20 protein-coding genes are annotated in these 20417 nt (G+C 65.8%); 19 read left to right on the top strand and 1 reads right to left on the bottom strand.

The window, feature by feature from the left end; all coding sequences use genetic code 11:
- Positions 1–10: 10 nt before the first annotated feature.
- On the top strand, positions 11–1531 hold the full coding sequence (locus tag C167_RS0128335) for an aldehyde dehydrogenase family protein (protein WP_017521705.1): 1521 nt from the start codon (positions 11–13) through the stop codon (positions 1529–1531).
- Between the two features lie 287 nt (positions 1532–1818).
- Here the strand turns inward: C167_RS0128335 and C167_RS0128340 are convergent, their stop codons facing one another.
- Positions 1819–2871 carry an AraC family transcriptional regulator gene (locus tag C167_RS0128340; RefSeq protein ID WP_017521706.1) on the bottom strand — a complete coding sequence of 351 codons (1053 nt, stop codon included), beginning with the start codon at positions 2869–2871 and terminating at the stop codon, positions 1819–1821.
- A 359-nt stretch (positions 2872–3230) separates the two neighbouring features.
- Between C167_RS0128340 and eat the strand changes: the two genes are divergently transcribed.
- The 18 genes from eat to C167_RS0128430 all read left to right on the top strand — a co-directional run bounded on the left by eat (position 3231) and on the right by C167_RS0128430 (position 20152).
- Positions 3231–4595: an ethanolamine permease gene (eat, locus tag C167_RS0128345; RefSeq protein WP_017521707.1), complete on the top strand. Its 1365-nt coding sequence runs from the start codon at positions 3231–3233 to the stop codon at positions 4593–4595.
- Positions 4596–4606: 11 nt separating this feature from the next.
- Positions 4607–6001, top strand: a complete 1395-nt coding sequence (locus tag C167_RS0128350; protein ID WP_017521708.1) for an ethanolamine ammonia-lyase subunit EutB — start codon at positions 4607–4609, stop codon at positions 5999–6001.
- A 25-nt stretch (positions 6002–6026) separates the two neighbouring features.
- The gene (gene eutC / locus C167_RS0128355) at positions 6027–6833 is read left to right on the top strand and encodes an ethanolamine ammonia-lyase subunit EutC (RefSeq protein ID WP_017521709.1); all 807 of its coding nucleotides are present in this window, start codon (positions 6027–6029) and stop codon (positions 6831–6833) included.
- 177 nt (positions 6834–7010) lie between these two features.
- Positions 7011–7529 carry a GspH/FimT family pseudopilin gene (locus C167_RS33415; RefSeq protein ID WP_081596734.1) on the top strand — a complete coding sequence of 173 codons (519 nt, stop codon included), beginning with the start codon at positions 7011–7013 and terminating at the stop codon, positions 7527–7529.
- Entirely contained in the window at positions 7520–8125 is a 606-nt protein-coding gene (pilV, locus tag C167_RS33420; protein WP_017521711.1) for a type IV pilus modification protein PilV, read from the top strand. The genes C167_RS33415 and pilV overlap by 10 nt, the downstream gene beginning before the upstream one ends.
- Complete coding sequence (locus tag C167_RS0128370; protein WP_017521712.1) at positions 8122–8868, top strand: PilW family protein; 747 nt, start codon at positions 8122–8124, stop codon at positions 8866–8868. The genes pilV and C167_RS0128370 overlap by 4 nt, the downstream gene beginning before the upstream one ends.
- Positions 8865–9410, top strand: coding sequence for a hypothetical protein (locus C167_RS0128375; protein WP_017521713.1), 546 nt, complete (start codon positions 8865–8867; stop codon positions 9408–9410). Before C167_RS0128370 ends, C167_RS0128375 begins: the two co-directional genes overlap by 4 nt.
- Positions 9397–12825: a pilus assembly protein gene (locus C167_RS0128380; RefSeq protein ID WP_017521714.1), complete on the top strand. Its 3429-nt coding sequence runs from the start codon at positions 9397–9399 to the stop codon at positions 12823–12825. Before C167_RS0128375 ends, C167_RS0128380 begins: the two co-directional genes overlap by 14 nt.
- Positions 12822–13271 carry a type IV pilin protein gene (locus tag C167_RS0128385; RefSeq protein ID WP_017521715.1) on the top strand — a complete coding sequence of 150 codons (450 nt, stop codon included), beginning with the start codon at positions 12822–12824 and terminating at the stop codon, positions 13269–13271. The genes C167_RS0128380 and C167_RS0128385 overlap by 4 nt, the downstream gene beginning before the upstream one ends.
- Positions 13272–13396: 125 nt before the next feature.
- Positions 13397–13861 carry a GNAT family N-acetyltransferase gene (locus C167_RS0128390; protein WP_017521716.1) on the top strand — a complete coding sequence of 155 codons (465 nt, stop codon included), beginning with the start codon at positions 13397–13399 and terminating at the stop codon, positions 13859–13861.
- Positions 13862–13962: 101 nt separating this feature from the next.
- Positions 13963–14847, top strand: a complete 885-nt coding sequence (locus tag C167_RS0128395) for a substrate-binding periplasmic protein (RefSeq protein WP_017521717.1) — start codon at positions 13963–13965, stop codon at positions 14845–14847.
- Between the two features lie 192 nt (positions 14848–15039).
- Entirely contained in the window at positions 15040–15699 is a 660-nt protein-coding gene (locus tag C167_RS0128400; protein WP_017521718.1) for a DedA family protein, read from the top strand.
- Positions 15700–15706: 7 nt separating this feature from the next.
- Positions 15707–16525 (top strand): zinc-dependent peptidase, encoded by an 819-nt coding sequence (locus C167_RS0128405; protein WP_017521719.1) that lies wholly within the window; start codon positions 15707–15709, stop codon positions 16523–16525.
- A gap of 80 nt (positions 16526–16605) precedes the next feature.
- Complete coding sequence (gene ppa / locus C167_RS0128410) at positions 16606–17136, top strand: inorganic diphosphatase (RefSeq protein ID WP_017521720.1); 531 nt, start codon at positions 16606–16608, stop codon at positions 17134–17136.
- Positions 17137–17459: 323 nt separating this feature from the next.
- Complete coding sequence (locus tag C167_RS0128415) at positions 17460–18089, top strand: START domain-containing protein (RefSeq protein ID WP_017521721.1); 630 nt, start codon at positions 17460–17462, stop codon at positions 18087–18089.
- Between the two features lie 127 nt (positions 18090–18216).
- Positions 18217–18462, top strand: coding sequence for an exodeoxyribonuclease VII small subunit (locus C167_RS0128420; protein WP_017521722.1), 246 nt, complete (start codon positions 18217–18219; stop codon positions 18460–18462).
- On the top strand, positions 18459–19346 hold the full coding sequence (gene ispA, locus C167_RS0128425; RefSeq protein ID WP_017521723.1) for a (2E,6E)-farnesyl diphosphate synthase: 888 nt from the start codon (positions 18459–18461) through the stop codon (positions 19344–19346). The genes C167_RS0128420 and ispA overlap by 4 nt, the downstream gene beginning before the upstream one ends.
- Before the next feature lie 131 nt (positions 19347–19477).
- Entirely contained in the window at positions 19478–20152 is a 675-nt protein-coding gene (locus C167_RS0128430; protein WP_017521724.1) for a GntR family transcriptional regulator, read from the top strand.
- Positions 20153–20417: the final 265 nt, after the last annotated feature.

The raw sequence follows: 20417 nt of genomic DNA on the forward strand, positions 1-20417 counted from the left end.
AGATCCGACCATGCGTTATGCCCATCCCGGTAGCGAAGGCGCCATCGTTTCGTTCAAGGCGCGCTACGGCAACTACATCGGCGGCGAATTCGTCCCGCCGGTGAAGGGTCAGTACTTCACCAACACCTCGCCGGTGAATGGTCAGCCCATCGCCGAATTCCCCCGCTCCACCGCCGAGGATATCGACAAGGCGCTGGACGCCGCCCATGCCGCCGCCGACGCCTGGGGCCGCACCTCGGTGCAGGACCGCTCGCTGGTGCTGCTGAAGATCGCCGACCGCATCGAACAGAACCTGGAACTACTGGCTGTCACCGAGACCTGGGACAACGGCAAGCCGGTGCGCGAAACCCTCAACGCCGACATCCCGCTGGCCGCCGACCACTTCCGCTACTTCGCCGGCTGCATCCGAGCGCAGGAAGGCAGCGCCGCCGAGATCAACGACAGCACCGTCGCGTACCACATCCATGAACCGCTGGGCGTGGTCGGGCAGATCATCCCGTGGAACTTCCCGCTGCTGATGGCCGCGTGGAAGCTGGCCCCGGCGCTGGCCGCCGGCAACTGCATCGTGCTCAAGCCGGCCGAGCAGACCCCGCTGGGCATCTGCGTGCTGATGGAACTGATCGGCGACCTGCTGCCCAAGGGCGTGCTCAACGTCGTCCAGGGCTTCGGCAAGGAGGCCGGCGAAGCGCTGGCCACCAGCAAGCGCATCGCCAAGATCGCCTTCACCGGCTCCACCCCGGTGGGTTCGCACATCCTCAAGTGCGCTGCCGAGAACATCATTCCGTCGACCGTGGAACTGGGCGGCAAGAGCCCGAACATCTACTTCGAAGACATCATGCAGGCCGAGCCGACCTTCATCGAGAAGGCTGCCGAAGGCCTGGTGCTGGCCTTCTTCAACCAGGGCGAGGTGTGCACCTGCCCGTCCCGCGCGCTGGTGCAGGAGTCCATCTACCCGCAGTTCATGGACGTGGTGATGAGGAAGGTGAAAGCCATCAAGCGCGGCGACCCGCTGGACACCGACACCATGGTCGGCGCCCAGGCTTCCCAGCAGCAATACGAGAAGATCCTCTCCTACCTGGACATCGCCCAGCAGGAAGGCGCACAGATCCTTACCGGCGGCAAGGTGGAGAAGCTCGAGGGCAGTCTCTCCACCGGCTATTACATCCAGCCGACCCTGCTCAAGGGCAACAACCAGATGCGCGTGTTCCAGGAGGAGATCTTCGGGCCGGTGGTGGGCGTCACCACCTTCAAGGATGAGGCCGAAGCGCTGGCGATCGCCAACGACACCGAGTACGGCCTGGGCGCGGGCCTCTGGACCCGCGACATCAACCGCGCCTACCGCATGGGTCGCGGCATCAAGGCCGGCCGCGTGTGGACCAACTGCTACCACCTGTACCCGGCGCATGCCGCCTTCGGTGGCTACAAGAAATCCGGCGTGGGCCGCGAGACCCACAAGATGATGCTCGACCACTACCAGCAGACCAAGAACCTGCTGGTGAGCTACGACATCAACCCGCTGGGCTTCTTCTGAGTTTCTCCTGAACCACCCGCCCGGCTCGCGCCGGGCATTCTCTCCAATCGATCTTTGCGCGGCCTGCGGGCCGCGCTTTTTTTTGCCTGGGGGAAACCGGCTTCTCATGAAAGCCCGCGCCGGGGCTTCCCCTCTCCCCGCCCTCTCCCTGAAGGGAGAGGGAGCAGATCGTGCCGGCTGACGACGTGGATTCACCCTGCACCGAACAGTCCCCACTCCCTACAGGGAGAGGGTTAAGGGCAGTCCCTCGCGCAGGGTTTCATGTAGCGGGCCGCGCAATGGAAATCTCAGCAGGCGCCGCTGCGCCACTGCCGCGGGCTCACGCCGAACCAGCGGCGGAAGGCACGGGAAAAGGCGCTGGTCTCGGAGTAACCGAGCAGCGGCGCCAGCTCGGAGATCGGCCGCTGCGGCTGGCGCAGGTAATGCAGGGCCAGCTCGCGGCGGGTGTTTTCGACCAGTTGACTGAAGCTCAGCCCAGCCTCGCGAAGGCGCCGTTGCAGGCCGGCGGTCGTCAGCTCCAGCTGCTCGGCGATGATCTCCAGCGACGGCTCGCCGTCCGCCAGCGCAAGGCGGATCTGCGTGCCCGCGTCCTCCACCAGGTTCGGCGCGCCGCCCTGCTCGCCCAGGCGGCGGATCACGTCCTGCACCAGGAACAGCAGGTTGGCGTCGCGCTCGGGCATCTGCCGGCCGTAGAGGTCGCGCTTGGGAATCAGCATCGAATTGCAGCCACGCTGGAACAGCACCGGCGCATCGAACACCCGACCGTGCTCCTGCCAGCCCTCCGGCCGTGCATGCTCGAAGCTCACCGCACGCGGCGCCCATTCAGGGCCAAGGGCATGACGCAGCAGGTTCAGTGCCATGCCCAGGGTCAGCTCGGCGTCCTGACGGCGGTCGAGGATCGCACCATGGCGCACCTGGTAGTCGAAGCGATAGCACTCACCGCAATCCACCAGGCGGATCAGGGTGTCGTGCTGGTGATAGGGGAAGGCGGCAGCGAAGTTCTTCAGCGCGTCCTCCAGGGTTTCCGAGCACAGCCCGACATAGCCCAGCAGACCCAGCTCGCGCGGGCGGAACTGCTCGCCGTAGCGCAATCCGAAGTTGTCGCAGCCCGACTGCCGCGCGGCTTCTTCCAGCACCTGGCAATAGTTGGTCAGCGCCAGGCTCAGGGTGGGATGCAGCAGGCGCTCCGGGTCGATGCCGGCGCGGCCGAAGACGCGGTCGATGTCGCCACCCTGGTCGCCAATGAAGCGGCCCAGGCCGCTGGCGGCGGCAGACAGCACGCCAATGTTGCTGGCCAGTGGAAGGTTGAGTCCGGATGGAGAGAACAGAGGCTGGCTCATGTCGGTTACCGATCTTGTTATGGAGCACCCAGGGCAGGTCGTTCCCGGAAGGGATGAATAAACAAAGCAAAACCCGTGCCTCGCCCATGCTTCGACCCATGGGCCGGACAGGGCGCCACGCCTGGCTTTCAGCTGCTACAACCGGGGGCAAACCGGTGATTTTCGGCACCAGAAGCGGGCACTGCGCGCACGGTGGGGCGATGGGTAACAACCAGTTGACCCTGCACGCCAAAAGCCGGTTCCACCGGTCAAGTCTTGCGCGGCAGTGCGCCACTACCATCGAGGCTCTGGTATCCGTCCACGCCCTTGCGGCCCGCCCCGGTGGCGGCCTATCCCTTGCGGAGAGAGGAATAACAACAATGAGCGCATCACAACTCAAACCGACGCTTGGCACCCTTCACCTCTGGGGGCTCGCCGTGGGCCTGGTGATCTCCGGCGAATACTTCGGCTGGAGCTACGGCTGGGCCGCCGCCGGCACCCTGGGCTTCCTCGTCACCACGCTGATCGTCGCGGTGATGTACACCTGCTTCATCTTCAGCTACACCGAGCTGACCACCGCCATCCCCCACGCCGGCGGGCCCTTCGCCTACAGCCTGCGGGCCTTCGGCAAGACCGGCGGGATGATCGCCGGCATCGCCACCCTGATCGAGTTCGTCTTCGCCCCGCCGGCCATCGCCATGGCCATCGGCGCCTACCTCAACGTGCAGTTCCCCGGCCTCGATCCGAAGTGGGCGGCCACCGGCGCCTATGTGATCTTCATGACGTTGAACATCCTCGGCGTGAGCATCGCCGCCACCTTCGAGCTGGTGGTGACCGTGCTGGCGGTGGCCGAACTGCTGGTGTTCATGGGCGTGGTCGCTCCGGGCTTCAGCTTCAGCAACTTCGTACTCAACGGCTGGGCCGGCTCGGACGTCTTCGGCACCCCGGCCATGGCCGGCATCTTCGCCGCGATCCCGTTCGCCATCTGGTTCTTCCTCGCCATCGAGGGCGCGGCCATGGCCGCCGAAGAGGCGAAGGACCCGAAACGCACCATTCCACGCGCTTACATCGGTGGCATCCTGACCCTGGTGTCGCTGGCCATCGGCGTGATGATCTTCGCTGGCGGCGTGGGCGACTGGCGCGCCCTGTCGAACATCAACGATCCGCTGCCGCAGGCGATGAAAACCGTGGTCGGCAACAACTCCACCTGGATGCACATGCTGGTGTGGATCGGTCTGTTCGGCCTGGTGGCGAGCTTCCATGGCATCATCCTGGGCTACTCGCGGCAGTTCTTCGCCCTGGCCCGCGCGGGCTTCCTGCCCCGCAGCCTGGCCAAGCTGTCGCGCTTCCAGACCCCGCACCGCGCGATTCTTGCTGGCGGCGCGGTGGGCATCGCGGCGATCTTCAGCGACGGCCTGATCAGCCTGCAGGGCATGACCTTGACGGCGGCGATGATCACCATGAGCGTGTTCGGCGCCATCGTCATGTACATCATGAGCATGTTCAGCCTGTTCAAGCTGCGCCGCAGCGAACCGGACCTGGAGCGCAGCTTCCGCGCACCGGGCTACCCGGTGGTCCCCGGCATCGCGCTGGCGCTGGCGCTGGTCTGCCTGGCCGCGATGCTATGGTTCAATAGCGTCATCGCCTCGGTGTTCCTGGTGCTGATGATCGGCGGCTGCTCCTGCTGCAGCATCGTCATCAGCCTGAATCGGGGCACCGACGCATCGTTCGCCAGCCAGGGTTGAGGAGAAGCGCCATGTCCGGATTCGCCCACAGTGTCGGTGGCCAGACCTGGCGCTTCGACAGCCTGCGCGAGGTGATGGCCAAGGCCAGCCCGGCGCGCTCCGGCGATCGCCTCGCCGGGGTCGCCGCAGGCAGCGACGCCGAGCGCGTCGCCGCACAGATGGCACTGGCCGACATCCCGCTCAAGCGCTTCCTCGACGAAGCGCTGATCCCCTACGAAAGCGATGAAGTCACCCGGCTGATCATCGACACCCACGAACGCCAGGCTTTCGCGCCGGTCAGCCACCTCACGGTGGGCGGGCTGCGCGACTGGCTGCTCGGCGATGCGGCCGACGAAACCAGCCTGCGCGCCCTGGCGCCGGGATTGACGCCGGAAATGGCGGCGGCGGTGTCGAAGATCATGCGCGTGCAGGACCTGGTGCTGGTGGCGCAGAAGATCCGCGTGGTCACCCGCTTCCGCAACACCATGGGGCTGCGCGGGCGCATGTCCACCCGGCTGCAACCCAACCACCCGACGGACGACCCGGCCGGCATCGCCGCCAGCGTGCTCGACGGCCTGCTCTACGGCAACGGCGACGCCATGCTCGGTATCAACCCGGCCACCGACAGCCTGCAGTCGATCTGCACCCTGCTGGAGATGCTCGACGCCATCATCCAGCGCTACGAGATTCCCACCCAGTCCTGCGTGCTGACCCACGTCACCAGCTCCATCGAGGCGATCAACCGCGGCGCGCCGCTGGACCTGGTGTTCCAGTCCATCGCCGGCACCGAAGCGGCAAACGCCAGCTTCGGCGTGAGCCTGTCGATCCTCCAGGAAGGCTATGAGGCCGGGTTGTCGCAAAAGCGTGGCACCCTGGGCGACAACCTCATGTACTTCGAGACCGGCCAGGGCAGCGCGTTGTCGGCCAACGCTCACCACGGCGTCGACCAGCAGACCTGCGAGACTCGTGCCTATGCAGTGGCGCGGCACTTCAAGCCGTTCCTGGTGAACACCGTGGTCGGCTTCATCGGCCCGGAGTACCTGTACAACGGCAAGCAGATCATTCGCGCGGGCCTGGAAGACCACTTCTGCGCCAAGCTGCTCGGCGTGCCCATGGGTTGCGACATCTGCTACACCAACCACGCCGAAGCCGACCAGGACGACATGGACATGCTCCTGACCCTGCTGGGCGTGGCCGGCATCAACTTCATCATGGGCATCCCCGGCTCCGACGACGTGATGCTCAACTACCAGACCACCTCCTTCCACGACGCGCTCTATGCGCGGCAGACGCTGGGACTTAAGCCTGCGCCGGAGTTCGAGGAATGGCTGGCGCGCATGGAAATCCTCCGCCAGCAGGACGGCCGGGTGCAGATGGCCGGTCAGCTTCCCGGCGCCTTCCGCCATGCACTCGCGCAATTGTCCTGAGCGCCACTCGCTTGAGGAGTTTTCGATGAGCGACAGCTTCACCCCCAACCCCTGGCAGGAACTGCGCCGCCTCACCGCGGCGCGCATCGCCCTGGGCCGCGCTGGCACCAGCCTGCCGACCCATGCCCAGCTGGACTTCCAGTTCGCCCACGCCCAGGCGCGCGACGCCGTTCACCTGCCCTTCGACCGCGACAGCCTCGCCGCGCAATTGGCCGGGCGCGGCCGCGAAACGTTGCTACTGCACAGCGCTGCCGCCGACCGCGACACCTACCTGCAACGCCCCGACCTGGGCCGCAGGCTGAACGAAGAGTCGGCGCAAATCCTGCGCCGCCATGCCGACCGCCATCCCCAGGGCTACGACCTGGCGGTGGTGATCGCCGACGGCCTGTCCTCGCTGGCCGTGCAACGTCACAGCCTGCCCTTCCTCGAACGCATGGAAGAACAGGCGCGCAACGAAGGCTGGAGCCTGTCGCCAGTGGCCCTGGTGCAACAGGGCCGCGTCGCCGTGGCCGATGAAGTGGCCGAGCTGCTGCGGGCGAAGATGGTGGTGATCCTGATCGGCGAGCGCCCCGGCCTGTCCTCGCCGGACAGCCTGGGGCTGTACTTCACCTGGGCACCGAAAGTCGGGCTGAACGATGCCTACCGCAACTGCATCTCCAACGTGCGCCTGGAAGGCCTGAGCTACGGCCTGGCCACGCACCGCCTGCTCTACCTGATGCGCGAAGCCTGCCGCCGCCAATTGTCGGGTGTGAACCTGAAGGACGAGGCGCAGCTGCCGGTCCTCGAAGGCGAGAGCGCGGGTGGCCGGGGCAACTTCCTCATCGACGGTTGAGCGGACCTGAGTATCACCTGCACTGTGAGCGCGACCACATGCCGCGTGGTCGCTCCACGGCTTTAAGATTTGTCTTAAATCACCCTCTGCGCCCATCGCGATAAAAACCAGCCCATCAGCGTGCCCAGCGCACGAACAGAAGCGCCGCATGCCGCGCTTCATGTCGATGGCGAGAAGATGGATTTACCCAGCAACGCATTACTCACCCCAGCCGTTCCCGCGCCGCGACAAGACGGCTTCACCCTGATCGAGGCCATGGTGACCATCGGCCTGCTCGCCATCCTGCTGGGCATCGCGGTGCCCTCCTTCGATCTGCTGATCAATCGCAACCGCGCGCAAAGCACCGGCAAGGAGCTGGCCGCCCTGCTTCAGTATGCCCGTGCCCAGGCGCAGATCGGTCACCAGCCAGTGCGGGTGACGCCGCAGACCGAAGGCGACTGGACTGGCGAGCTGATCGTCAGCCGCTTGCGCGGCGGGGATCTGGCCGGCCATCGCGAAATCGAGTTGCGCAGGGTCCGGCTGGTCGATGCGGGAACTGTCTCGATCACCCAGGACGCGACGGCCCCGTTGGAGTTCGACGGAAACGGCATCGCCATCGGCAGCGGCGGTTTTCCTCGAGTCTTCACCCTGACGGCGGGCCGCTATTCCAGCAAGGTCTGCCTGCAGCGCGGCGGAGCGGTGGCTCCATGCGACTGATACAGGGCAGCCCGATGGCACAACGGGGCTTCTATCTGATCGAGGTGCTGGTGGCGGTCATGCTCACCAGCGTCGCCCTGCTCGGCATGCAGGCCCTGCAGGGCCGCGCCATTGCCTACAGCCATGACAGCCAGCAGCGGCAGAATGCCCTGCTGCTCGCCGCAGATCTGGCGCGCAGCATCCAGGCCAATCGCGAGGCGCTGGCGAGCAAGGGCAGGCTCAGTAGCGATGCGGCCTACCTGGTACCGGCCGGCACCAGGTTCCCCAGCCTGGGCAACGGCCAGAGCTGCGCCACCAGCGGCCTTGGCAAGGCGGCCAGGGCGCAGCGCGAACTGGCCTGCTGGGCAGAGCAGGTGCGCCTGAAACTGGACACCGACGATGCCTTGCTGAGCGACTCCACCTTCATCTGCCCCAGCCGCGACGGCAAAACTTGCGCTGCCGGCTCGCGCCAGCCGCTGCTGCTGATCCAGCTCGCCTGGCACAGCCGCAACTGCCGGGCCGGCAGCCCCACCACTGCCGACGATAACGACGCGGCCTGCCTGTCCGGCGGCGATGCGGGCGGCGTCGAACGCTATCGCCTGAGCTTCCAGCCATGAATCCGCACCGCGAATCGGGCATGTCCCTGATCGAACTGATGGTCGCCATCACCCTCGGCGTGATCGTGCTGCTGGGAGTGCTGCAGGTCTACCTCGCGGGCAGCGACCATGCCGCCTTCAACCATGCCCAGCAGCAGAACCAGGCCAGCGCGCGGTTCATTCTCGACCTGCTGCAGCGCGAGAGCGGCCATGCCGGCTATAGCGCCTGGGTGCGCCACGCCACCGAAGCCGATAGCCAGCAATACGACTTTGTCATCGATCGCGAAGGCCCCTTTCCCGCCCTTACCGACAGCGCCACCGGCTGCACCTTTGCAGAGCGCCAGGTCGCCAGCCTGGACGCCGGCGGCAGCGGCCTGTGCCTGCGTTACCAGCTCGCCCAGAGCAGCGACGCGCAAGTGCACCAGGATTGCACCGGTGCGGCGCTCTATGGCGAGCAGGACAAGGGTAACCCGCTGACCCTGGTCAGCCATCTGCGGCTGGCCGACGGCCAGTTGCTCTGCAGGACCAACAATGCGCGGTCCACCGGCGAGGTAGTCCTCGCCAACGGCATTCACGACCTGAAATTCGCCGTCGGTTCGGCTCACCAGGTGCGCGCCGGCCTGGTGCTCGCCTCCACCCGTGCACTGCTACCGGAGAACTGCACGTACCAGGACCCGCTGAACCCCGCGACGCAGAAGAGTACCGGCACGCGCGGGCTCTGCAGCGCCTTCAGCCAGACGCTCTACCTGAGGAGCCAGCCATGAACAGGCAAAGTGGCCAGACCCTGCTGATCGCCCTCCTCATGCTGCTCGCGCTGAGCATCCTGACACTGGGCAACCTGCGCAGCGGCATGCTGCTGGACAACAGCCTGGCGGAAACGCGGGACTACCAGGCGGCGCTGGGCGGCGCCGAATCGGCCATCAGCGAGGCGCTGGACCGCACCCGCTATAGCCCGTCGATGGCGGTCGACGCTGCCGACACCTGCGTCAGCACCATGCAGGACCAGCAACAAGTGCTGCTGTGCGACCGCCTCTGGCTGGAACCCGACAATGCCGTCAGCGCCGCCCTTCTGACGCGGGCGCGCAGTTACCAAGGCAACGACCTGGCCACCCCCGACCAATTGGCCGAACTGAGCAGCGCGCCGCGCTGGTATGTCGCCGCGCAGTGCGAGAGCCGCTCCTCCAGCGCGATGGCCGACTGCCTGAGCGGCAACGGCACCTTGCTGCTGCAGATGAACGCCCTGTCCACGGGCATCACCGACCAGGCCCTCGTGCGCCTTCAGGAGTACGCCCGTGTCCAGCGCTGAGAAGCCCTATCGCCGAAACCTGGCTGCGCTGCTTGGCTGCCTGCTGGCCAGTGCCGGCGCCTGGGGCGGAGCGCCCAGCCAGGCGCCGCTGTTCCTGGTGGAAGGCGTCTCGCCGAATCTGATCGTCACCCTCGACGACTCCGGCAGCATGACCAGCGCCTATACCCCGGACGGCATGAGCTCCTACAGCATCGCCAACCGTGCATCGGCCTACAACCCGATGTACTACAACCCGGACATCACCTACGAAGCGCCGTGGAAGGTCACCTTCAGCGGCGGGCGGATCGTCAGCGAGCGCTATACCACGAGCTTCGACAAGGCGTACTACGACGGCTTCCTCACCCTCCAGACCAATACCGTGGACCTGAACAGGAACACCGGCAATGGCTACAGCCAGAACGCATTGCAGAGCGTCAACACCACCGACGGCTACCAGCGCTATGCCCACTATTACCAGTTCGACGCAGCCTGCCCGCACAAGCGCAACGTCGCCACCAGCACGCTGAGCGCGGTGCAGAACTGCGCGGCCGATTCATCGTTCACCAGCGCCGGCGCCTGCACCCGCACCTGCTTCACGCCAAAGTGGATAACCACCCCGCAGGAACAGCAGAACTACGCCAACTGGTTTTCCTTCTACCGCACCCGCCAGCTCGCCACGCGCACCGCCGCCAACCTCGCGCTGTTCGATCTGCCCGAGCACATCCGGGTGACCTGGCAGGGCCTGAACAACTGCTACAGCCCGAATTTCAACCTGAACTCCACCGCCTGTGGCAACCAGACCCTCGCGGCCTTCAGCGGCCAGCACAAGGCCGATTTCTTCACCTATGCCAGCCGCCTGGCCGCCAGCGGCGGTACCCCGCTGGGCACTGCGCAGAACCGCGTCAACAGCTATCTCTCCAACACCACAGCCTACAACCCCTATGCCCGCGTACCAGGCAATGCCCGCGATACAAAGACCGAGTATGCGTGCCGTCCCAGCTACCACCTGCTGATGACCGACGGTTTCGGCGACGGCTCCGGCGGCAGCAACGCCGACGGTACGGCGCGCACGCTGCCCGACGGTACTGCCTTCCCGGCCTCCGCGCCCTTCCAGGACAGGTGGTCGAACACCCTGGCCGACAACATCTTCCTGGGTTGGGCCACCGACGCTCGCAGCGATCTGGACAACAAGGTTCCACCGCGCTTTCGCGACGGCAACGACTACTGGAATCCGAAGAACGACCCGGCCACCTGGCAGCACGTCACCACCTACACCGTCGGCCTGGGGCTCGGCCCGACGCTGAAATACCTGCAATGGGGCGGCGATACCTATTCCGGCTCCTATGCCCAACTGCTCGATGGCAGCAAGAGCTGGCCGAATCCCAGCGCCAGCACCAGCCTCGACGGCATGACCGTCACCGCCAACGAGGGCAAGGTCGCCGCGCTCTGGCACGGCGCGCTGAACTCTCGTGGCGAGTTCTTCAGCGCCGACTCCACCAGCGAGTTGGTGAAGGCCTTCCAGGCCATCGTCAGCAGCATTTCCAGTGACCAGCTCGCGGTGGCCGCCGCGGGGGCAACGTCCACCTCGCTGAGCACCAGCACCTACCTCTACCGCGCCAGCTACCAACCCATCGACTGGAGCGGCGACATCCTGCAATACCGCCTGGATGCCAGTGGCAATGCCCAGGCCAATACCAGTCTGTCCTTTCGCAACCAGCTCAACCAGCGCTCCCCCGCCAGCCGCAGCATCTATACCAACACCGATCCCGACGGCAGAACGGGCAAACTGCAGGCGTTCATCTGGAACAACCTCGCCGAGCAGCAGAAGGCCCTGCTCGACCGGGCGCCCGGCACCCAACGCGACGACAACCTCGGCCAGCGGCGAGTCGCCTGGCTGCGCGGCGACCGCAGCGACGAGGGGACTATCTTCCGCGCCCGCAACCATTTGCTGGGCGACATCATCTATTCCTCGCCGCTGGTCGTAGGACCGCCCTCCTCCGTCGCCTACTACCTGGAGAAGGCCGCCGGCGCCACCGGCTACAACGACTTCCGGCAAGCCCACGCAGACCGGGAGAGCCGTCTCTACGTCGGCGCCAACGACGGCATGCTGCACGCCTTCGATGAAACGGGCAGGGAGCGCTGGGCCTTCATCCCCGCCGCGGTATTCGCGCAGCTCAACTACTTGCCCGACACCCGATACGCCGCGCGCTCGGAAGAGGAAAACACCAACAGCCTGCACCGCTTCTACGTCGACGGCAGCGCAGTCACCCGTGACGTCTATTTCAATGGCAGCTGGCACACCGTGCTGGTCATGGCACCCGGGCGCGGCGGACGCGGCCTGTTCGCGCTGGACATTACCGAAGCGGACTCGCCCCGCCTGCTCTGGGAGCACTCCGCCACCAGCCGTAGCGAGGACGGCAAGGACATCGAGTTCGGCTACCTGCTCGATCGTCCGGTCATCAGCCAGTTCGGCGGCGTACCCTACGTACTCACCGGCAACGGCTACGACACCGGCACCGGTTACTCGCTTTCGATCCGCCTGGAGGATGGCCGCATCAGCACCGCCAGCCAGTCCGACGCCGGGGACGGCGAAGTGGGCAGCACGGTTTCCTGGACTCGGGCAGCCAGCCCTGGCGACCTCTCGCACCGCTACTTCGGCAATCTCCAGGGCCGGCTCTACCGGCAAACCGGCATCGACTCGGTGACCAGCCTGCTGTCGAGCATTCCCGCCAGCCGCAGCCAGCCGCTGAGCGCAGCCGCCGAAGTCACCCAGCACCCGCGCGGCGGCCAATTGGTGATGGCCGGCACCGGCAAGTATTTTGAAGGCGGCGACAAGGAAGGTGCCGGCAGCCGGCAGTCCCTCTACGGCTTCTGGGACCAGACCGACTACCTCGCCCATGTCGATGGCGCCGGCGCCCCCGCCACCCTGGGCAAACTCGCCGACCTGCAGGTGCAGACCCTCACCCAGGAGTCGGTCCAGCACAGCGCAGGCACCAGCGAGGTGCGGCAACTGAGCAGCCGCCGCGTGGACTGGGACAGCAGCGGCAAGCGCGGCGTCGGCATCCGCGGCTGGTATTTCGACCTGGCCGACGGCGAGCTGATCCTCGATCAGCCATTCATGCTGGGCGATGTCCTCTTCGTCACCATCAGCCGACCCAACGCCGATCCCTGCAGTGCCGGCATCACCTACTGGCTGCTCGCCATCGATCCGAAAACCGGTGGCGCCCTGAACTTCAACGTGTTCGACCTGGTGGGCGACGGTTCCTTCAGCGAGCGCGCCAGCGGCATCAGCATCAACGGGCCGGTAACCCGCATCGGCGACAGCCTCTACACACCGGACGGCAAGCGCATCCCTGTGCAGCTCTTCGATCCGATGAACCAAGGCCGTTTCAACTGGCGGATCATGAACTACAACCTGCCCACGAGTTATCCATGAAGTGCCCGCACGCAAGCCGGGCAGCCGCTGGCGGCTTTACCCTGGTCGAACTGATGGTGGTGGTGTCCATCCTGGCGCTGCTCGCCGGCATCGCCATTCCCAGCTACCGCCAGTTCGTCCTGCGCGCCAACCGCAGCGACGCCCAGACCCTGCTGCACGACGCCGCAGTCCAGCAGGAGCGCTACCTGGCGCAGTACAGCAAATACACCGACGACCCTGCCAAGCTGGCTTTTGCCTATCCCCTGGCGGCCGACGGCAAGCGCCTCTCGCAAAACGGACTGTACGAACTGGCCGTCGTTTACCTCGACGGCAGCCCCCGCCGCTACCAACTGACCGCCCTGCGGCGGGGAGCGCAGTTGCGCGACAACGACTGCGGCGACTTCACCCTGGACAACCGGGGCACTCGCGGCGCCAGCACCGGCAGCGTGCAAAGCTGCTGGCGCTGATCAAACGCTCGCTTGGATTGCGCTTTCAACAATTTCTGGTGCAGCATCAAGGCCAATGGCTATCCGCTGGCATAGCCCCTGCATTGCCCTACCAGCCCATTCACTCCCTCCGCCGAGGCCCGCTTATGCGCATCGTGCAAGCCACGCTCGACCACCTCGATCTGCTCGCGCCGTTGTTCGTCAAATACCGCGAGTTCTACGGCATGCTCCCCTACCCCGAGTCCTCGCGAAAATTCCTCGAGAAGCGCCTGCGCCGCAAGGAATCGGTGATCTACCTGGCCCTGCCGGATGACGACGACGGCAAGCTGCTGGGCTTCTGCCAGCTCTACCCGAGCTTCTCCTCGCTGTCGCTCAAGCGCGTGTGGATTCTCAACGATATCTACGTCGCCGAAGAGGCCCGCCGCCAGCTGGTCGCCGACCACCTGCTGCAAACCGCCCGGCAAATGGCCCGCGAGACCCAGGCCGTACGCATGCGCGTGTCCACCAGCGTCAACAACGAAGTGGCGCAGAAGGTCTACGAGTCCATTGGCTTCCGCGAGGACAGCGAGTTCAAGAACTACATCCTGCCGATCAGCGACGATCTGAACTGACGATCTGAATTGAGGTGCGGAGCGGCCCGCTGGCATCGGCGGGCCCGGAGTATTAGAGTGCCAGTATCGGAATTGCCGCGGCCTCCGCATGAAGGGATCCCATGCGTATTTCCCTGCTTGTTCTGCGCACCGCCTGTCTCTGTCTCGCGCTGCTGGGCACCACCGCCCAGGCCCAGACCCTGCGAGTCGCCACCCTGGAGTGGGCGCCTTACGTCGGTAGCGACCTGCCGGGCAACGGGTTGGCCAGTCGCATCCTCAACGAAGCGCTGGCGCTCAACGGCGACAAGGCCGAACTGGTCTTCCTGCCCTGGCAACGCGCCCTCAACGAAGCCCGCGACGGCCGCTTCGACGCACTGATGCCGGCCTACCTGTCGGCAGACCGCCGGGAAGATTTCTACACCTCGATGCCGCTGCTGGACTCCCAGCTGGGCTTCTTCCGCCGCCGTGACCGCGCCCTGCCGATCGACCCACGCAACCTCGACAGCCTGCGCCCGTACCGCATCGGCGTAGTGCGCGGCTACGTCAACCAGAGCGCCTTCGACGCCGCCGACTTCCTCAACAAGGACGTAGTCAGCAGCGACTGGCAGAACCTGGAGAAACTCCTGCGCGGACGCATCGACCTGGCCGTGGTGGACCGCTACACCGGCTACCAGTTGCTCAGCCAGAACGCCCCGGCGCTGCGCGAACAACTGGAGTTCATCGACCCGCCGCTGGAGGTCAAGCCGCTCTACGTGCTGGTGCCGAAGAAGCGTGCCGAGGGCGAAGCCCTGGCTGCCAGCCTCGACCGTGGCCTGCGCACCCTGCGCCGTAGCGGCCGCCTGCAGCAGCTGATCGCCGAAGCCCACCTGGAATCCGCCATGAACACCCGTGAAGTGGCCGCCCACCCACTGGCCGAGCAACTACCGCAAGCCGGCGGACAGCACGGCGCCGCGCTGACCCCCAGGACGCCGCCGGAGCTGTTGAGCTGGCAGGCGAGCCTGCTCTGAGACAGTCCCCCACTCCGCTCGGTATTTGTCACAAGGCGTTGCCGCGCTCACAGCGACAGGATTTTCACGCAGAAGCTGTAATATCCTCCCGCGGACTTCCGTCGCAGGATTCGACGGAGCGCGCGCCGTCATACCGGCCACGCCTTATACTGGGCGGCCCGGCCGTTCACCTTGTTGTCAGACAGGCTTCTCATGGAATTCAACCCGATCGATCTGATTCTCCACCTCGACAGCTACCTGTCGCTGGCGGTGGCCAACTACGGCACCTGGATCTACGCCATCCTCTTCCTGGTGATCTTCTGCGAAACCGGCCTGGTGGTAACGCCCTTCCTGCCCGGTGATTCCCTGCTGTTCATCGCCGGCGCCATCTGCGCCACCGGCGGCATGGACCCATGGATGCTCGGAGGCCTGCTGCTGGTCGCGGCGATCAGCGGCGACAGCACCAACTACGTGATCGGCCGAACCCTGGGCAAGCGCCTGTTCAGCAATCCGAACTCGAAAGTCTTCCGCCGCGATTACCTCGATCAGACCCACGCGTTCTACGAGCGCCACGGCGGCAAGACCGTGACCCTGGCGCGCTTCCTGCCCATCGTGCGGACCTTTGCCCCCTTCGTCGCCGGCATGGCCTACATGCCCTATGCCCGCTTCCTGTTCTTCAGCGTGGCCGGCAGCATCGCCTGGGTCGGTGGCCTGGTGACCCTGGGCTACTTCTTCGGCAACGTGCCGTTCATCAAGCAGAACCTGTCGGTGATGATCGTCGCCATCATCGCCTTCTCGCTGGTGCCCATGCTGATCGGCTTCATCCGCCACAAGCTGCGCCCCTCGGCCAAGGCCCAGCCCGGCGAGCACTGATCCGCCCATGTGGTCGTTCAAGGCCTGGCGCCGCCGGCGCTTTCTCGCCCGCTATCCGCTCGATGCAGAGCTGTGGACGCAGGTGCGCCGGCACCTCCCGATCCTCGACGGCCTGAGCGAGGAGGAACTGCGCCGGCTCGGCGAGCGGGCGCTGCTGTTTCTGCGCGACAAACGCCTGTCGCCGCTGCCGGGCATCGAACTGGACGACTACCGCCGCCTGCTGCTGGCGACCCAGGCCGAACTGCCGCTGCTGCACCTGCCGGACCTGAACTGGTACGGCGGCTTCCATGAGCTGGTGCTCTATCCCGACGACTTCGTCAGCCCGCAGAAGCACCGCGACCCGGCTGGCGTCCTGCACGAGTTCGATGACGAGCGCGCCGGCGAAACCTCCTTGCAGGGCCCGGTGATTCTCGCCTGGCCCGGCGTGGAAAACGGCGGCGGCTGGGATGCCTACAACCTGGTGATCCACGAACTGGCGCACAAGCTCGACATGCTCAACGGCGACGCCAACGGCTTGCCGCCGCTGCACCGCGACATGCGCGTGGCCGACTGGGCCGCGGCCATGCAGGCCGCCTACGACGACCTCAACCGCCAACTCGACCACGATCCGCAGGCGCACACCGCCATCGACCCGTACGCGGCGGAGAATCCGGCGGAGTTCTTCGCCGTCACCAGCGAGTACTTCTTTACCGCTCCGGACCTCCTTCAGGCGGCCTATCCCAAAGTCTATGAACAGCTTTCGCTGTTCTACCGGCAAGATCCGCTCTCGCGCCTGCACAAGCTTCAGGCCGAGCACCCCGAATATCAGGAAACTCAGGCGCACTAGGCGATGTCTGTGGCTTGGACACGGCAATCTGCCTATAATCCGCCGCACTTTTTCGGCCCGACCATTATCTGGAGTCGTCCATGAGCTACAGCAGCATCCCGGCTGGCAAAGACCTGCCGAACGACATTTACGTCGCCATCGAGATCCCGGCCAACCACGCGCCGATCAAGTACGAAATCGACAAGGACACCGACTGCCTGTTCGTCGACCGTTTCATGGCTACCCCGATGTTCTACCCGGCCAACTACGGCTTCATCCCGAACACCCTGGCCGACGACGGCGATCCCCTGGACGTGCTGGTCGTGACCCCCTACCCGGTCGCTCCGGGCTCGGTGATCCGCGCCCGTCCGGTTGGCGTGCTGAACATGAGCGACGAAGCCGGCGGCGACGCCAAGCTGATCGCCGTACCGCACGACAAGCTGACCGTCCTGTACAAGGACGTGAAGGAATACACCGACCTGCCGGCCCTGCTGCTGGAGCAGATCAAGCACTTCTTCGAGAACTACAAGGATCTCGAGAAGGGCAAGTGGGTGAAGGTCGAAGGCTGGGGCGACGCCGCCCAGGCCCACGACTACATCACCAAGGCCGTCGCCGCCTTCCAGGCCAAGTGATGGTGGCGCGGATTATCCGCGCAACAGAAGAAGCCCCGCCTCGGCGGGGCTTTTTTATGACCGGGATTAGGCTTTTCGTCCCGACTTTGCTACCATCTGCGCCCCGCGAGCAGCTCGCTGCATCGCCACAGAATCAAGGCGGTCCGCCCTACCAGAAGTAAGGTTGGACCACCCCCTGAAAGCCGGCCACAAGCCGGCTTTTTTAATGCCCGCGATTTGCCTCCCTGCATCCGGCACAGCCCCCTCCAGACCGCTCGCCGGCCAATGCGCCATTGTCACGGACCGGGCATAAGATCGGACTACTGCCCCGCCGGTCCGCTGCCATGAATTGCTCGTCATCGCTCCTGCTCGCCTTGCTGCTGACCGTGCCTGCCCTTGCCCATGCGCAAGCCGCGGACTGGAAGCTCGCCAAGGACCAGGACGGCGTGCGCGTCTACCTGAGCGAAGTGCCCGGCTCACAGTACAAGAGCTTTCGCGGCGTAACCCTGGTGAAGGCGGATGTCGCCACGCTCGGTCACCTGCAGGAGAACCTGCGCGTCTCCTGCGCGTGGCTCTATGCCTGCGCGCAGATGCGCCTGCTCAAGTACAGCGACGAAGCCATCTGGGTCTACCTCGATACCCAGTTGCCCTGGCCCGCCGCGCCGCGCGACCTGGTGCTGAAGGTGAGCACCGAGGAAACGCCCGACGGCGGTATGATCCGCCACCTGCAGGCCGCTCCGGACTACGTCCCGCCGGTAAAGGACCGCATCCGCGTACCCAGCGTCTCCGGCACCTGGAAAATGGTCCCCAAGGGCCCGAAGCTCACCGAAGTCACCTACGAGATGCGCGGCGAGCCGGGCGGCAGCGTGCCGTCCTGGCTGGCGAACCGGTTCGTGGTGGACGCGCCCTTCGAGTCGCTGCGCATGCTGAAAGTGGTGGCGGAGCACCAGGGCGTCCGTGACGGCGGCTACTAGAAAGCCGGTAGGAAATCACCGCTGTCAGCACTTGCGCAGTCGCCTGCACCCTGACCGAAGATTTGCCCGCAAAGCCCGTCTCTGCTAGTGTCGCGAGGTTTCCGAATACCCCCGCCGAGATGTCCGTATGGCCCGCAAGAAAGCTTCCCTCGACTTCGAACAGTCCCTCGCCGAGCTGCAAACGCTGGTGGAGCGTCTGGAAAGCGGCGAGCTGTCGCTGGAGGATTCGCTGGGTGCCTTCGAGCAGGGCATCCGCCTGACCCGCGATTGCCAAACGGCGCTGACCCAGGCGGAGCAGAAGGTACAGATCCTGCTGGAACGCGATGGCGAACTGAGCGAAGCGCCCTTCGATCCGGAAGGCGAAGACGCATGATCGCCGAGTACCAGGCGCGCTGTACGGCGCGTGTCGATGCTGCGCTGGAAAAGCTTTTCGTCGCTCCCCGTGAAGAACTCACCCGCCTCTATGCCGCCATGCGCTACAGCGTGGTCAACGGTGGCAAGCGCGTGCGCCCGTTGCTGGCCTACGCGGCCTGCGAAGCCCTGGGTGGCGAGGCCGAACGCGCCGACGGCGCGGCCTGCGCGGTGGAGCTGATCCACGCCTATTCCCTGGTGCACGACGACCTCCCGGCCATGGACGACGACGATCTGCGTCGCGGCCAGCCGACCACCCACATCGCCTACGACGAAGCCTGCGCGATTCTCGCCGGTGACGGCCTGCAGGCGCTGGCATTCGAGGTGATCGGTAACGCGCAGCTCAATCCGCAGGATGCCCAGACCCGCCTGGACATGCTGATGACCCTCGCCCGCGCCGCCGGTTCTGCCGGGATGGTCGGCGGGCAGGCAATCGACCTGGAATCCGTGGGCCGCAAGATCGACCAGGCCGCGCTGGAGACCATGCACCGACACAAGACCGGCGCGCTGATCGAAGCCAGCGTTCAGCTGGGTGCCCTGGCCAGCGGCCGCGCCAACGCCGATGCGCTGGAAGCGCTGCGCCGCTATGCCGAGGCCGTGGGCCTGGCGTTCCAGGTGCAGGACGACATCCTCGACGTGGAAAGCGACACCGCCACCCTCGGCAAGACCCAGGGCAAGGACCAGGCGCACGACAAGCCAACCTACCCCGCCCTGCTCGGCCTCGATGCCGCCAAGGCCTACGCCCTGGCCCTGCGCGACCAGGCGCTGGCCGCGCTGGAGGGTTTCGGCGACAACGCCGAGCCGCTGCGCGCCCTGGCGCGCTACATCGTCGAACGCCGCCACTGATTGCCCGGCACGCGCATTGCGTGTGCAAATGCCGTGAATCGCCGATTGCGATGACCGCTGGCCGGTGCTTCACTGCATTGCAGGGATTTCGTATACCATATCCGACAATAACCACCTGACCGGACTGCATCGTGCCGCTACGCAACGCCCCCAACCTGGGTATCGTTCCCTCCGCCTCGGAGACCATCGCCAAGCACCTGCGCGAGGCGATCATTTCCGGCCAGATGGCGGAAAACGAGCCGATTCGCCAGGACGACATCGCGCAGATCTTCAACGTCAGCAAGATCCCCGTGCGCGAGGCGCTCAAGCGCCTGGAAGCCGAGGGCCTGGTGGAGTTCCAGCGCAACAAGGGCGCGCTGGTGACGAAGATTTCCGAACCGGAACTGGCGCAGATGTTCGAGGTGCGCGTCGTGCTCGAAGCCCAGGCGATCCGCCTCGCGGTGCCGAACATGACCACCGAGACCTTCGAGCGCGCCGAGCGCATCTGTGCCGAGTTCGTCGGCGAAGACGATGTCGGGCGCTGGGCCGAACTGAACTGGGAATTGCATGCCTGCCTCTACGAGCCGGCGCAGCGTCCCTATCTGGTCGGCCTGATCCGTTCGATCCACGATAAGCTGGAGCGTTACCTGCGCATGCAGATGAGCCTGTCCTCGGGCAAGGAACGCGCGGACCACGAGCACCACGACATCCTCGACGCCTGCCGCGCCGGCGACGGCGAGTTGGCCGCGCGCTTGCTGGAAGAACATATCAACGGCGTCTGCCGCACGCTCTACGAACACCTGCCGAACCGGCCGACGCCGAGCTGAGGTTGGCGTCTGTTGATGCTTTGTCACGGCCGCGACGGCACTGAATTTTGCGCGGGATAGGGGTTATAGGAAGTCAGTGCCGCCAGAGTGGAGTGAAGCGTTGCGCAAAATGCAGAGCCGTCCCTTTGGGTTGCGCGGCAAATCGCACCAGGCGTCGTTGCGGGACTAGACAAGGGGCGGCCATTGCCGTCGTCCCGCGTCTAGCCTGACGCGATTTGGCGCAGCAACGCGGCTCGCGCCAAAGCATCAACAGACCCCACCGCCG

It is taken from the genome of Pseudomonas nitroreducens TX1 (genome assembly GCF_000313755.1).
In the GTDB taxonomy this organism is placed as follows: domain Bacteria; phylum Pseudomonadota; class Gammaproteobacteria; order Pseudomonadales; family Pseudomonadaceae; genus Pseudomonas; species Pseudomonas nitroreducens_A.